Here is a 13,547-nt window from a genome sequence, read left to right on the forward strand (position 1 = left end):
AGGGTCGCTGTGGCGCACACCACAAGAAGAACCGGACAAAGCGCGCACCAACCTGCAAACCCTACCGATGTGGTAATCGGATCGTTATGCGGATTTGAGCGTCCGCTGAGCGAACAGGAGGGAAACAGCCGTTCCCGGACGCCCCTGGCCACCCCCGGCGTCCCCGAACCGGCCCCCGGCCCTCCCGAACCGGCCTCCGGCGTCCCGAACCGCCCCGGCGGCCGGTTCAGGCCATCAGCGTCTCGACCAGCGTCTCCTGGAGGCCGCCGAGCCAGAGGTAGGCCATCACCATGGGCTTGCGCGGGTCCTCGTCCGGCAGCCGGTACAGCTCGCCGCTCTCGTCCTCGTCGGTGACCTCCAGCCGGGTCCCGATCGTCAGACGCAGGTCGTTGAGCGCGCCCAGCCAGCGCCGGGAGTCCTCGGCGGACAGCTTCAGGACCGCGCCGGATTCGCCCCGCGGGGCGAGCGCGTCCAGGGTGCGCACCACCGCGAGCGCGTCCTCGCGCTTGCGGGCGCGCAGGTCGTTCTCGGTGAAGCGCCGGAACTCGGCCGCCGAGGCACGCAGTTCCTCGCTCTCATCGCTGTCGTACGCGTCCGGGAAGAGCCGGGCGAGCGCGGGATCGGCGGGCGGTTCGCTGGGGCCCTCGGCGAAGAGCGCGGCCAGCGGGTCCTCGCCGTCCATCGGCTCGTCGCCCGGGCCGATCAGCTCCAGGAGCTGGACGGACAGGGAGCGCAGGATGGCGATCTCGACCTCGTCGAGCGCGACGGCCGCGCCGCCGCCGGGCAGCGCCTCGAAGTAGCCGGCCATCAGCCGCGGTCCTGGGTGAGCGTGGCCCACAGCCCGTAGCCGTGCATCGCCTGCACGTCGCGCTCCATCTCCTCGCGGCTTCCGCTGGAGACCACGGCCCGCCCCTTGTGGTGCACGTCGAGCATCAGCTTGCGGGCCTTGTCCTTGGGGTAGCCGAAGTAGCTCTGGAAGACGTACTGGACGTAGCTCATCAGGTTGACGGGGTCGTTGTGGACGAGCGTCACCCACGGCACATCGGGTTCGGGGACGGCGAAGGTCTCTTCCGCCGACTCGGGCCGTTCGATCTCTACAGGAGCCACACTCACTTACCCCATGCTGCCACTGAGGGACCGCGGTCGCACAAACGGGCCCCCGAAATCGTCACTCTGACACAAAGTGGAGTAGCATCCGGCCATGGCTGCCACTTGCCGGGGAACGGTCCCCGGACCCCGGCCGACCCGGTCGACAGCCGGAACGGAAAGGCGAGGTGACCGGTTGTGAACGCTGCGGACCTGGGGCTGCCGGTGGACGTGCCGTCGACCGCGCTCTTCACGGACCAGTACGAGCTGACCATGCTCCAGGCGGCGCTGCGCGCCGGGACGGCGGAGCGCCGGTCGGTCTTCGAGGTCTTCACCCGGCGGCTGCCGGACGGGCGCCGCTACGGCGTGGTGGGCGGCACCGGGCGGGTCCTGGACGCGGTGGAGAACTTCCGCTTCGACGCGGGCGTCCTCGGCTTCCTGCGCGAGCGGGCGATCGTCGACGAGCCGACCCTTGAGTGGCTGGCCTCCTACCGGTTCTCGGGTGACATCTGGGGCTATCCGGAGGGCGAGGTCTACTTCCCGGGCTCGCCGATCCTGCGGGTGGAGGGCTCCTTCGCGGAGTGCGTCCTCCTGGAGACCGTGATCCTGTCGATCCTCAACCACGACTCGGCGATCGCCGCCGCCGCCTCCCGGATGTCCGCCGCCGCGGCGGGCCGCCCGCTGATCGAGATGGGCGCCCGGCGCACCCACGAGCTGGCCGCGGTCGCCTCGGCGCGCGCCGCGTACGTGGGCGGCTTCACCACCACCTCGGACCTGGCGGCGGGCTTCCGTTACGGCATCCCGACCGTCGGCACCAGTGCGCACGCCTTCACCCTGCTGCACGACAGCGAGCGGGACGCCTTCCGGGCCCAGGTGGACTCGCTGGGCCGGGGCACCACCCTGCTGGTGGACACCTACGACGTGGCCGAGGCGGTCCGTACCGCCGTGGAGATCGCCGGGCCCGAGCTGGGCGCGGTGCGGATCGACTCCGGGGACCTGCTGCTCGTCGCCCACCGGGTGCGCCAGCAACTCGACGAGCTGGGCGCCACCAGCACCAGGATCGTGGTGACCTCCGACCTCGACGAGTACGCCATCGCCTCGCTCGCGGCCGCGCCCGTGGACGCGTACGGCGTCGGCACCCAGCTCGTCACCGGCAGCGGGCACCCCACCTGCTCCATGGTCTACAAGCTGGTCGCCCGCGCCGCCGGCGCGGACCCGAAGGCACCGCTGGTGCCGGTGGCGAAGAAGTCGATGGGCGGCAAGTCCTCGATCGGCGGCCGCAAGTGGGCGGCCCGGCGCACCGACGCGGAGGGGATCGCGGAGGCCGAGGTCGTCGGCACCGGGCCGGTGCCGCCGGAGCTCGCGGGCCGGCAGCTGCTCGTCGAGCTGGTCAAGGGCGGCGCGGTGGTGGCCAGGGAGCCGCTGGACGCCGCCCGGGAGCGGCACATCGCGGCCCGCGGGACACTGCCGATGTCCGCGATGCAGCTGTCGCGGGGCGAGCCGGTGCTGCCCACGGAGTACGTGTGAGGCCGCGCCCCGGGGTCTTTGCGCACCAATTGCCCTCTGCCGCGGCGGGGGCGGAGTCTCTACGCTCGTTGAACAGCTCCCTGACCGAAGGACAGCCGACATGCACCGCGCGTTGATCGTCGTGGACGTTCAGAACGACTTCTGCGAGGGCGGCAGCCTCGCGGTCACGGGCGGCTCCGACGTCGCCGCCGCCGTCACCGACCTGATCGGCCAGGCCGCCGGGTCCGTGTACCGCCATGTGGTGGCCACCCGCGATCACCATGTCGACCCGGGCCCCCACTTCTCGGCGCACCCCGACTACGAGCGCTCCTGGCCGGTGCACTGCGTGGCCGGGACGGAGGGCGTGGGCTTCCACCCGAACTTCGCGCCGGCGGTCGCCAGTGGCGCCATAGACGCCGTCTTCGACAAGGGCGCCCACGCGGCCGCCTACAGCGGCTTCGAGGGGCGCGACGAGAACGGCGTGGGGCTGGCGGACTGGCTGCGCGAGCGGGAGGTCACCGAGGTCGACGTGGTCGGCATCGCGACCGACCACTGCGTGCGGGCGACGGCGCTGGACGCGGTGCGGGCCGGCTTCGCCACGCATGTGCTGCTGGATCTGACCGCGGGGGTCTCCCCGGAGACGACCGCCCGGGCGATCGAGGAGCTCCGGGCCGCGGGCGCGGAACTGTCGGGCAAGCCGGTGGGGTGACCCCCCGGGGCGCGTGGTGCGTCGGCCGCGAGCGGGGGGCCGTCCGAGGAGGCCCTGCGCATGGCTGCGGGCGGTGGGGGCTGGTCGCGCAGGTCCCCGCGCCCCCTGAACGCGCCCCCAGCAGGCCGCTACGGCCGCAGCAGGGCCCTTATCGGGTGCCAGAGCTCCGCCCCCGGGTGCGGGGCCGTGCGCCACAGCAGGCCGTCCGGGTGGTGCAGGACCGCCGTGATCTCGTCCGGTGTCGGCGGCTCGGTGTTGCCGCGCAGATAGACCGCGCGCAGCCCCAGGTTCCGCAGCCGGGTCAGGGCGCGGGCCCGGTTGGCCGCATGGACCAGGACGCGCACCTTGCGGCCGTCCCCGGCGGGAGACGGCAGTGTGAGCGCGACGACGACGCTGCCGTTCGGCAGCTTGCTGAAACCTCCGCCAGGCATGGCGTACCGCTCCCCCGTGAGACGTCGTGTCAATAAGGACTGGTAGGACGCACCTAAACACGATCGGCCGCCGCCCGCTAGAGGGCGACGGCCGATCATGGTTTGACCTGCGGTTTTGAGAACTACTTGGTCGACGGACCAACCTTCACGGTGATCGACGAGCCGTCCTTGGGCTGCTGGACGATCGAGATCCGGGTGTTGGTGTCAGGAACCTGCACGCTTCCCGTGGGGTTCGCCTCGTACCAGTAGGTGCCCCGGTGGTCGTCGAACATCGGCACGCCCGGCTGCGAGCGGACCGTGGTCGCCACGTCGCCCTTGTGCAGCGTGATCGCGTTCGTCGGGTAGAAGCCGAACGCGGCGTCGAACGGCGTGATCTTGTTCCGCATCAGCGTGCCGTCGGCCCACTTCAGCGGCTTGGCGTGGGCGTCGATCGGAAGGATCTGGCCGTGGCCCGGGTGGACCGAGACGTTGTTGTCCTTCTGGGAGAGGTCCCACAGCCAGATCATCAGACCGGGCTGGTACGCGTAGTGCTCCACCCACGACGGGCGGCTCTTGGAGCCGAAGTTGTACGGGCCGACCTTGAGGGTCTGGTCGTACGACACGTACTGGCGGTTCTCCGCGATGTAGTACTGCGCGTAGTCGTTGGTGAACGACTCGCCGATGCGGGAGAAGTTCTTCGACGTCCAGCCGTTGTCACCGTTCTCCGCACCGTCGGTGAAGAGCGCGGCGCCGTCGGCGTTCACGGTGATCGCGTCGGCGGTGAAGCCCTTGCCGCCCGCACCGCCGTCCGTGGCGTAGCGGAAGCGGAGGTCGATCTTCTTGCCCGCGAAGGCGTCCAGGTTGTACGAGAGCTTCTTGTACGCGCCCGACACGTCGGTCAGGGCCGGCTTGTCGCTGGGGTCGCGGCTGATCGGCTGACCGTCGGCGGTGCCGTCGAGCGCGGTCCAGGTGGCGCCGCCGTCCGTGGAGGCCTCGGCGTACAGGAAGTCGTAGTCCAGCTCGATGTCCCACCAGCCCTGGAGGTCCAGGGAGGCCTTGGACTTGCCGGTCAGGTCGACCGGGCGGGTCAGGGTGTTGTTGAGGTTGTCACCCGCGCCGCTCCACCACTGCTTGGTGCCCTCGGCGGGCTTCACGACCGTGGTGGTGACCGGCTTCTTCGGCAGCTCGACGACGAGCGCCTGCTTGTCGTTGGTGTTGTACTCCGACACACCCAGCTTGGTGGTCGAGTGCGACGCGGCCTTGGCCGTGGCGTAGTTGAGCCAGCCCAGCTGGAGCTTGTCCCAGGCGGTCATGTCGCCCGGCATGTCGCCGATGGCGTCCTTGCCGGTGCCCAGCCAGGAGCCCGCCGACATCAGGGACCAGAAACCGACCGAGTTCTCGGCGGTGTTGGTGGTGTCGTAGAGGTCCGGCAGACCGAGGTCGTGGCCGTACTCGTGGGCGAAGACCCCGAGGCCGCCGTTCTCCGGCTGCATCGTGTAGTCGCCGACCCAGATGCCGGTGTCGCCGATCTGCGTGCCGCCGGCCTTGTTGTTCGACGGCCCGGTCTTGCCCGCGTCCGTGCCGTAGGCGTACGAGCGGTGCGCCCACAGGGCGTCCTTGCCCTGCGCGCCGCCGCCGGCCGACTCGTCCTCGCCCGCGTGGACGATCTGGAAGTGGTCGATGTAGCCGTCGGCCTCGTTGAAGTTGCCGTCGTTGTCGAAGTCGTTGCGGTCCCACTGGTCGTACTGCGCCAGGGCCGCCTTGATCTGCTCGGTGGTCTGGCCCTTGGCCTTCTGGTCCGCGGCCCAGGCGTTGACGCCGTCGCGGACCAGGTCCATCACGTTCGAGCAGTTCTGCGAGCCGCAGTAGTTCGAGCCGTAGCGCGCCTCGTTCGCCGGGACGCGGACCCAGTCGGTGACCGTGCCGTCGACCGAGTAGCGGCCCGAGGACGTCTTCTCGTAGTACGTCTTCAGAGAGTGCTTCTCGGTGCCGTCGGCGTTCTTGCCGGAACCGAAGTACAGGTCCTGGAAGTGCTGTCGGCTGTAGTCCTTCTGCCAGGCGGTGGAGTTGTCCTTGGTGCGGTCCGGCTGCTCGATGGTGTTGTGCGCCGGGCCGGGGGTGCCGCCGTACTTGACGACCGCGGGCTTGGGGCCGGTCGGGCCGTCCGGGTCGAACATGGTCGTGCTGTCGACCTGGTCACCGAAGTCCACCAGGACCGTGAAGATCTTGTCGGTCTTCTCCCGGGCGAGCTCGACGTACTTCTTGTCGTCCAGCTGGACGACCTTGGAGGCGCCGCGCTGCTGCACCTTCTTGTCGCCCGCGATGACCTTCTCCAGCGCCGCCTGGCGCTGCTGCTCACGCTGCTTGGTGAACGGGCCCGGGATGTTGTCGACGTGCTTGCCCGAGACGGTGCCCGGGTCCCGCCGCTCGACGGGGGCCGGGCTCTTGGAGTCGGCCTGGGCCGTGGCGAACGCGGAACCTATCGCGCCGGTCGTGGCAAGGGCCACGAGTATGGCGGCAGCTCTGACCGCTCGTCGGTTGCTGGTCACTTGATGATGTCCTCCCCCGCGGCCGCAGGCACGGACCGGGGGTGAGGGGTCTGGTCTCCGGTGCGCGGCACGCGTCTCAAGTGACGACATTGGACCGGAGTTGCCAAGGAAAAGACAGATCTTGACTTGAGTCGGGCAATTACATTATGCAGAGCGGAAGTTCCGGTATCCGAACGGTTCCGATGTGCTACCCAACCGGGACATCAGGTGCGTCTGTCCCACCTGATGGAATGGTGAATGACTCCGTGCGCCCCCTGTGCTCCGGCACCGTGGGTTAGGTCACGCTTACCATCGGTTCCGCAGGGGCAAGCACCGACGTAGAGTCGCTTGACAGTGCGATCCGGTTGCCCGGTCGAGAGACCCGCCCCCATCCGATGCCTGCCCCCGAGGACGGATACCGCCATGCCGCGTCCGACTGCAGCACAGCTCGCCTACGGTTCGGCCACCGTCGTCTTCTCGACCGTGGCCATGATTCTGCTCTCCCGGACCGACTCGGGCGTCGGGGTGGGAGTGATAGTGCTCGCCGCGCTTCTGCTGGGACTGCTGGTCGCCATGACGGTCCCCATGCCGAAGGCGGCGCGCACGGTCCGTACGAACCGTGCCGCCGCCGTCGGCGAGAGCGCCGAGCCCGGGGTCCGCGTCCCGGCCGACTCCGTGCGGAGCTGACCCGGTCCACGGCCGACCCGCGCGGGGTCAGTGGGCGGTGGACACCACCACCGTCTTGCCGGCCTTGTCGTGCAGGCCCTGTTTGTACGGCTTGTCCGTGAGGATCGTGATGATCAGGATGATCTGCCACAGGCACGGGCAGCACAGCAGGGCGGGCAGCCACAGCACGGCCGTCCGGGCCAGCGCGGCGCTCGTGGTGGGCACACTGCCGTCGTTGAGCATCGCGACCCGCAGGTTCATCAGCTTCTTGCCGACCGTCTGACCGTCGCGCTTGAGCATGATGGTGTCGTACGCGAGATACGCCACGATGCCGATGAGGTTCCAGGCGAGTCCGCTGCCGCTGTACGCACGGGTGATGACGTCCGAGGTGTCCTCACCGGTCCTCGTCTCGTACACCCAGCGGTCCGAGGACGCCCACTCCAGCAGGGCGAGCGGGATCGCGATGAGCAGCGCGTCGATGACGCGGGCGAGCAGGCGCCGCCCGAAGTCGGCGAGCGGCGGCATCCCGCCGAGCGGGTCGGGGCCGCCGTACTGGTTCCCGCCGCCGTACGGGTCGTACGGCGGCGGGGTGGCGCCGTACGGCGATCCGGGGGGCGGCTGGTCGTAGGGGCTCCCGGGGGGAGGGCTTCCGTACGGACCGCCGCCGGGGGGAGGGGCGCCGCCGCCCGGGGGTGGGGTCCCGCCTCCGGGGGGCGGCCCCTGGCTCCAGCCGGGAGGGGGCTGGGAGGGCTCGGACGGCTTCTTGAGGAACGGGTCGTCCTCAGGGGGCTGGCCGGGCGGCGGTTCGTTGGTCATGTCCGCAGTCGACCGCGCCGGGCAGGGGCCCGCAACGGCACGGGGCCCGTTCGGGGTACGGCCGCCGCCGGGGCCCTGCCGGGCCCCGCCCGGGCACCTCCTGCGGTGCGCGCTCCTCGGACCCCGGCCCGCCGGGTCCCCGCCGCCGGACCCCCGCTGTCAGGTCCCCGCCGTCAGGTCCCCGCGACGAAGGTGCGCGCCGCCTTGTCGTGCCAGCACTGGCGCCAGGGGCGGTCGAAGAGGCACCACACGACGTTGAGCACCCCGACGGCGAGCACACCGAGCACGCCGTAGACCAGCCAGCGGCGCAGGGCCGCGCCGAAGGCCGGTGGCTCGTGCGACTCGATGTCGCGCACCTGCACCCGCAGCAGCCGCTTGCCCAGCGTGCGGCCCCACTTGGCGGTGGGCAGCGCCTCGTAGACCACCCCGAGGAGCAGGAAGGCGCCGAGCACGATGGCGAGGCAGCCCGCGGTGGTGCCGTCCAGGAGGTAGACCGTCACCGTCTCGCCGGAGAGCTTCGCGGCGTCGATCTTCTCCTGGATGTGGTCCGCGGCCTTGATCCCGAGCGGTATGGCGAGCGCGGCGACGGCCGCGCCGAGCACCGCGGTGTCCACCAGCCGGGCGGCGAGGCGCCGGCCGAGCCCGGCGGGCCGCGCCGCGGTCTGCGCCCGCGCGGCCCGCAGGAACGGATCCTCCACGGGCGGCTTCCACGGCACCACGGGCTCCCCCGGCCCCGCCCGCTCCTCGGGCCGCGCCAGCTGGTGCACCTGCTGCGCCCAGGAGGCCGATCCCCCGCCGGGCCCGGTGGTGACGGGCGAGGCGGGCGGCGCGGACTGATGCTGCGGTACGGGGTCGGGCTGCGGCTGCGACACGGGCGCGGGCTGCGGGGCGAGCGGCGCCGAGGGCAGCTCGGCCCGGACGGGCGCGGGCCGGACGGCCTGCGGGGCGCCCTGCGGCTCGGCCACGCGTGGGTCGGCCCCGGCGCGCGGGTCCCCGGACCTCGGCCGGCCCGGCAGCGGCTGCGCGGGCAGCGACTGCACCGGGACCGGCGCGCCGGACGGGCTCGGGCCGTGCCCCTGCCCCGGCGGGACGGGGGCCGGGCCGGCGCCCGAGGGCATGCCCGCCCCGGCCGGCCCGGAAGCCGACCCGGCGGGCAGCGACTGCGGCTGCGGCCGGCCGCCGGCCTCGGGCTGCCCGGGGAGGGGCTGAGCGGGCCGCGACTGAGCGGGAAGGGGCTGCACCGGAACGGGCTGAAGCGCCTGCCCGGGCCGGCCGGGCTGGCCCGCGTGGCCGAACTGTCCGGGCTGGGCCGGGTGCCCGGGGCCGACCTGATCCGCAGGCCCGCCCCGACCCGCAGGACCGAACTGCCCGGCCTGCCCGGCCTGGCCCGCGTGTCCAGCCTGGCCTGCCTGACCCGCAGGGCCGCCCCGACCCGCGTGGCCGAACTGTCCGGGCTCACCCGCGGACCCGCCCTGACCCGCCTCGCCCGCAGGGCCGAACTGCCCACCCTGGCCCGCAGGCCGGGCCTGTCCGGCCTGCCCCGCTTGGGCACCCTGATCCGGGCCCGGGTCCCCCGGCTGTCCCCACGAGACCCGCCGGGCCGCGTCGTCGCCGAAGCCCGACTGGTGGGAGGCGTCCGCGTGCCAGCGCGGGCCGGGTTCGGGGCGGCTGCCGTGGAGGGGGGCCGCGCCGGTCTCGTCGAGGAAGACCGGGCCGGTCTCCTCCACGGCGGGTGCGGGCGCGGGCATCGGCGGGGCCGAGGCGAGGGCGGGGGCCGCCGGGGCCGCGCCCGCGGGCGGGACGGGCATGGCCTCGCCCTCCGCCGGGGCGGGCCGGCTCGTACCGGGCACCCAGGCGGCACCGTTCCAGTACCGGACATATCCGGGGATGGACGGATCTGGATAGAAGCCGGCAAGGGGGGTGCCGTCGCCGGTGGCCGGGGTGGGGGCGCTCATCACGGTCCCGTATCTGCTCGTGGGCCTCGTCAATACAAGGGTCCACATCTACCAGACGGGCGAGGGCCACCGGGCGGGTCCTTCGGTACCGGCCCCTATCCGGTCAACATGCGGACACCCCTCACCCGCCCGTGGGGCCGGGTCGCGGCCCCCTCCCGGCCCGGCCCCGGTGCCGTCGGAAAAATCTTCGGGAAGTCGCGTCATAGCGGCGCCGCACCCCGCTCTCACCTGGTGCGGCCCGTTCCCGGGCCCGCGTACGCGGAGAGGAAGGGCACTGTCATGCACACCGTGGTGGAACGCGAGCTGGAGCTCAAACTCGTGCTGTCGCCCGAGCACAGCATCCCGGTCCCGGCCCGGCTGACCTACCGCACGGACGACCCGTACGCCGTGCACATCACCTTCCACGTCGGCACCGACCACCCCGTCAACTGGACGTTCGCCCGTGAGCTGCTCGTCGAGGGGGTGTTCCGGCCGTGCGGGCACGGCGACGTCCGGATCTGGCCCACCAAGGTGGACGGGCGCAGTGTGGTCCTGATGGCGCTCAGCTCGCCGGACGGCGACGCGCTCCTGGAGGCGCCGTCCGCCCAGGTGTCGGCGTGGCTGGAGCGGACGCTGCGGGTGGTGCCCCCGGGTTCTGAGGCCGAGCGGCTCGGTATCGACGACGGCCTCGCCGAGCTGCTCGCCACCACGACCGGCCGCAGCCGCGCAGAGGAGCTGTACCTGAACGACCCCTGGCCCTCGGACGAGTCCCGGCCGGAGGAGGGTGCGTGACGGGCCGGGAGACCCGCTCCACGGTTCCTCAGAAGATCTTGCCCGGGTTCAGCAGGCCCAGCGGGTCGAAGGCCCGCTTGACCGCACGCTGCATCTCCACGCCCACCGGGCCGAGTTCGCGGGCCAGCCACTCCTTCTTCAGCACGCCGACGCCGTGCTCCCCGGTGATGGTGCCGCCCAGCCCCAGGCCGAGCGCCATGATCTCGTCGAAGGACTCCCGGGCCCGCCGCGACTCGTCCTCGTCGGCCGGGTCGAAGCAGACGACGGGGTGGGTGTTGCCGTCCCCGGCGTGCGCGCAGACGCCGATCGTCAGGTCGTACGCGGCCGCGATCGCGGAGGTCCCCGCCAGCATCTCGGCGAGCCGGGAGCGCGGTACGCACACGTCGTCGATCATCGTCGCGGGCTTGATGGTCTCCAGCGCGGTGAGCGACAACCTACGTGCCTGGAGCAGCAGTTCGGACTCGGCGGCGGACTCGGCCGGCACCACCTCGACGGCCCCCGCCGCCGTGCACAGCTCGCCCACGGCGGCCAGGTCCGCAGTGGGGTCGGGGGTGTCGAAGGCGGCGAGCAGCAGCGCCTCGGTGGTGTTCGGCAGCCCCATGTTGGCCAGCCGGTTGACGGCCCGTACGGTCGTGCGGTCCATGAGTTCGAGCAGCGACGGCGTGTGGCCGCGCTCCATGATCGCGCAGACCGCCTCGCAGGCGGCGGTCGCGGAGGGGAACTCGGCGGCGAGCACCAGCTGCGGCGGCGGCGCCGGCCTGAGCGCGAGGACGGCCTTCACCACGATGCCGAGGCTGCCCTCGGAGCCGACGAAGAGCCGGGTCAGATCGTATCCGGCGACGCCCTTGGCGGTGCGCCGGCCGGTCTCCAGCAGACGGCCGTCGGCGAGGACCACGTCCAGACCCAGGACGTACTCGGCGGTCACGCCGTACTTCACGCAGCACAGCCCGCCGGACGCGGTGCCGATGTTCCCGCCGATGGTGCACTGCTCCCAACTGGAGGGGTCCGGCGGGTAGTAGAGACCGTGTTCCATGACTTTCCGGGAGAGCACGGCGTTGACGACGCCCGGCTCGACGACCGCGACCCGGTCGACCGGGCTGATCTCCAGGATGCGGTCCATCCGGACCAGGGACAGCACCACGCACCCCTCGGTGGCGTTGGCGCCGCCGGACAGGCCGGTGCGGGCGCCCTGCGGCACGACCGGGACGCGCAGCTCGGTGGCGGTGCGCATCACGTGCTGGACCTGCTCGACCGTGCGCGGCAGCACCACCGCCACGGGCGCCCCGGCGGCGCAGAAGCTCGCCATGTCGTGGGTGTAGGAGGCGGTGACGTCCGGGTCGGTGATCAGCGCGTCGGCGGGCAGGCCCGCGCGCAGCCGGTCGAGGAGGAGGCCGCCCGCTGCGGGGGCGGACACGGCGACGGGCTCGGCTCCATCGTTCATGATCCCAGCGTGGCACCCGGGGCCATCGGTGTGAAGTCTGCGCGGCCCGGCGGGCGCGGGCGGGACGTGCTCTTCGCCGGCGACGCACAGTGATCGCCATGGAGACCGAAGACGAATGGCCGCCGCGCCGACGGACCCTGACGCTGCCGCCGCCCGCCCGGCCGACGCCGCTGGAGCCGGCCGGGCCGCCGCCCGCCCGCACCGCGCGCCGCACGATGACCGGCGCGGCGGTGGCCGCGCTGCTGACCGCCGGGGTCCTCGTGGTCCTGCCGCAGACCCGGATCGCGGGCGGCCACGACGCGCCGCCACCCGCGCCGGGGCCGGTCGCGCGGGCGCTGACGGCGGTGGGGGCCGGGGCGCCCGCCTCGGCGGCCGATCTGACGGCGCTGATCGCCGACCGGCGGGCATGGGTGCGCGCCCACCCCGCCGACGATGCCTCCTGGGCGGTGCTCGGCTCCGCCTATCTGGGGCGCGGGCTGCGGTCGGCGGACTCCTCGTACTATCCGCGCGCCGAGTGGGCCCTGCGGCGCTCGCTGGCGGTCCGGCCGGCCGCCCGGGGCAACACCGACGCCCGGATCGGCCTGGCGGCGCTGGCCAACGCACGGCACGACTACGCGGGCGCGCGGGCCGTCGCCGAGGAGGTGCGCCGAGGCGATCCCCGGCGGTGGACGGTGTATCGGGTGCTGGTCGACGCGTACACGGGTCTGGGCGACCTCAAGGGCGCGGGCGGGGCGGTGGAGAAGCTGCTCGATCTGCGCGGCGGCTCCACGGCGCTGGCGGCGGCGGGCGCGGTGTACCGGGAGCGGGGCTGGCGCGAGGACGCGGCGGCGTCACTCACCCAGGCGGCCGCGTACGCCACCACACCGGCCCAGAAGGCCGACTGCCTGCGGCAGTTGGGGGACCTGGCCTGGGACCGGGGCGAGCCCGCGGAGGCGCTCGCGCACCACGCGGCGGCGCTGCGCACGGACCCGGGCGCGCACGCGGCGCTGGCGGGCCGGGCCCGCGCGGAGCTGGCACTGGGCCGTACGGGGGCGGCGCGCCGCGACTACGCGGCGGCGGTCGCACGGCTGCCGCGCCCCGAATACCTTCTGGAACTGGGCGAGTTGTACGAGTCGCTGGGGCTCGCCGACGACGCCCGCGCCCAGTACGCGCGGCTGCGGGCACGGGCCGCCTCCGACGACGGCAACGGGGTGCGGGACGCCCTCGTCCTCGGCCGCTTCGAGGCGGACCACGGCGCCCCGGAGTCGGCGGTGGAGCGGCTGCGCGCCCAGTGGCGGCGCGCGCCGGGCGCGGCGGTGGCCGACGCGCTCGGGTGGGCGCTCTACCGGGCCGGGGAGCCGGAGGAGGGGCTGGTGTTCGCCAAGGCGGCGGCGGAGAAGGGGGGCCGGACCGCGCTGTCCTCCTATCACCGGGGGATGCTGGAGCGGGAGCTGGGCCGGCCCGGTCCGGCGCGGCGTGCCCTCGAAGAGGCGCTGCGGACGAATCCGCACTTCTCACCGCTGCTTGCGCGGCAGGCGCAGGAGGCGCTGGACGCGTTGGGGGAACTGCCGGACGGGGGCCCGAAGGACATGTACGGGCAGACCGCGCCGCACAAGCAGGCTCCGTAGCCCGGGCGGGAACAGCCGCGGCCCCCACGGGTCAGGTCCGTGGGGGCCGCGT

12 protein-coding genes are annotated in these 13,547 nt (G+C 73.1%); 5 read left to right on the forward strand and 7 right to left on the reverse strand.

Features of this window, described 5'->3' with window-relative positions; all coding sequences use genetic code 11:
* Positions 1–226 precede the first annotated feature (226 nt).
* Together ACZ4MU_RS14120 and clpS are read right to left on the reverse strand one after the other, a co-directional pair.
* The gene (locus ACZ4MU_RS14120) at positions 227–808 is read right to left on the reverse strand and encodes a DUF2017 domain-containing protein (RefSeq protein ID WP_467875313.1); all 582 of its coding nucleotides are present in this window, start codon (positions 806–808) and stop codon (positions 227–229) included.
* Entirely contained in the window at positions 808–1,113 is a 306-nt protein-coding gene (clpS, locus tag ACZ4MU_RS14125; RefSeq protein ID WP_067159503.1) for an ATP-dependent Clp protease adapter ClpS, read from the reverse strand. Before clpS ends, ACZ4MU_RS14120 begins: the two co-directional genes overlap by 1 nt.
* Positions 1,114–1,284: 171 nt before the next feature.
* On the opposite strand from clpS, the gene ACZ4MU_RS14130 reads away from it, so the two are divergent.
* Together ACZ4MU_RS14130 and ACZ4MU_RS14135 are read left to right on the forward strand one after the other, a co-directional pair.
* The gene (locus tag ACZ4MU_RS14130; RefSeq protein WP_467875316.1) at positions 1,285–2,613 is read left to right on the forward strand and encodes a nicotinate phosphoribosyltransferase; all 1,329 of its coding nucleotides are present in this window, start codon (positions 1,285–1,287) and stop codon (positions 2,611–2,613) included.
* A gap of 100 nt (positions 2,614–2,713) precedes the next feature.
* Positions 2,714–3,301, forward strand: a complete 588-nt coding sequence (locus ACZ4MU_RS14135; RefSeq protein WP_467875319.1) for a nicotinamidase — start codon at positions 2,714–2,716, stop codon at positions 3,299–3,301.
* Positions 3,302–3,429: 128 nt separating this feature from the next.
* Here ACZ4MU_RS14135 and ACZ4MU_RS14140 read toward each other — a convergent pair whose 3' ends face one another.
* Positions 3,430–3,732: a hypothetical protein gene (locus ACZ4MU_RS14140; protein ID WP_344078477.1), complete on the reverse strand. Its 303-nt coding sequence runs from the start codon at positions 3,730–3,732 to the stop codon at positions 3,430–3,432.
* A 122-nt stretch (positions 3,733–3,854) separates the two neighbouring features.
* Positions 3,855–6,260: an immune inhibitor A domain-containing protein gene (locus ACZ4MU_RS14145; RefSeq protein WP_467875321.1), complete on the reverse strand. Its 2,406-nt coding sequence runs from the start codon at positions 6,258–6,260 to the stop codon at positions 3,855–3,857.
* A 402-nt stretch (positions 6,261–6,662) separates the two neighbouring features.
* Between ACZ4MU_RS14145 and ACZ4MU_RS14150 the strand changes: the two genes are divergently transcribed.
* A complete protein-coding gene (locus tag ACZ4MU_RS14150; protein ID WP_467875323.1) occupies positions 6,663–6,926 on the forward strand; it encodes a hypothetical protein in 264 nt (87 codons plus the stop codon).
* Positions 6,927–6,953: 27 nt separating this feature from the next.
* Here the strand turns inward: ACZ4MU_RS14150 and ACZ4MU_RS14155 are convergent, their stop codons facing one another.
* Both ACZ4MU_RS14155 and ACZ4MU_RS14160 read right to left on the reverse strand, forming a co-directional pair.
* Complete coding sequence (locus ACZ4MU_RS14155; RefSeq protein ID WP_467875326.1) at positions 6,954–7,721, reverse strand: RDD family protein; 768 nt, start codon at positions 7,719–7,721, stop codon at positions 6,954–6,956.
* A gap of 173 nt (positions 7,722–7,894) precedes the next feature.
* The gene (locus tag ACZ4MU_RS14160) at positions 7,895–9,676 is read right to left on the reverse strand and encodes an RDD family protein (RefSeq protein ID WP_467875329.1); all 1,782 of its coding nucleotides are present in this window, start codon (positions 9,674–9,676) and stop codon (positions 7,895–7,897) included.
* 279 nt (positions 9,677–9,955) lie between these two features.
* On the opposite strand from ACZ4MU_RS14160, the gene ACZ4MU_RS14165 reads away from it, so the two are divergent.
* On the forward strand, positions 9,956–10,447 hold the full coding sequence (locus tag ACZ4MU_RS14165) for an SsgA family sporulation/cell division regulator (protein WP_467875331.1): 492 nt from the start codon (positions 9,956–9,958) through the stop codon (positions 10,445–10,447).
* Positions 10,448–10,475: 28 nt separating this feature from the next.
* On the opposite strand, the gene ACZ4MU_RS14170 is transcribed toward ACZ4MU_RS14165, so the two are convergent.
* Positions 10,476–11,888: an FAD-binding oxidoreductase gene (locus ACZ4MU_RS14170; protein ID WP_467875333.1), complete on the reverse strand. Its 1,413-nt coding sequence runs from the start codon at positions 11,886–11,888 to the stop codon at positions 10,476–10,478.
* A gap of 98 nt (positions 11,889–11,986) precedes the next feature.
* Here ACZ4MU_RS14170 and ACZ4MU_RS14175 point away from each other — a divergent pair, with 98 nt between their 5' ends.
* Positions 11,987–13,495: a tetratricopeptide repeat protein gene (locus tag ACZ4MU_RS14175; RefSeq protein WP_467875335.1), complete on the forward strand. Its 1,509-nt coding sequence runs from the start codon at positions 11,987–11,989 to the stop codon at positions 13,493–13,495.
* Positions 13,496–13,547: the final 52 nt, after the last annotated feature.

This window comes from Streptomyces sp. NPDC026377 (assembly GCF_055567715.1).

Coding starts and splice junctions, on each gene's coding strand:
- ACZ4MU_RS14165 (WP_467875331.1), top strand. CDS start 9,956: ATGCACACCGTGGTGGAACGCGAGCTGGAGCTCAAACTCGTGCTGTCG.
- ACZ4MU_RS14120 (WP_467875313.1), bottom strand. CDS start 808: ATGGCCGGCTACTTCGAGGCGCTGCCCGGCGGCGGCGCGGCCGTCGCG.
- ACZ4MU_RS14160 (WP_467875329.1), bottom strand. CDS start 9,676: ATGAGCGCCCCCACCCCGGCCACCGGCGACGGCACCCCCCTTGCCGGC.
- ACZ4MU_RS14155 (WP_467875326.1), bottom strand. CDS start 7,721: ATGACCAACGAACCGCCGCCCGGCCAGCCCCCTGAGGACGACCCGTTC.
- ACZ4MU_RS14175 (WP_467875335.1), top strand. CDS start 11,987: ATGGAGACCGAAGACGAATGGCCGCCGCGCCGACGGACCCTGACGCTG.
- ACZ4MU_RS14135 (WP_467875319.1), top strand. CDS start 2,714: ATGCACCGCGCGTTGATCGTCGTGGACGTTCAGAACGACTTCTGCGAG.
- ACZ4MU_RS14150 (WP_467875323.1), top strand. CDS start 6,663: ATGCCGCGTCCGACTGCAGCACAGCTCGCCTACGGTTCGGCCACCGTC.
- ACZ4MU_RS14170 (WP_467875333.1), bottom strand. CDS start 11,888: ATGAACGATGGAGCCGAGCCCGTCGCCGTGTCCGCCCCCGCAGCGGGC.
- ACZ4MU_RS14140 (WP_344078477.1), bottom strand. CDS start 3,732: ATGCCTGGCGGAGGTTTCAGCAAGCTGCCGAACGGCAGCGTCGTCGTC.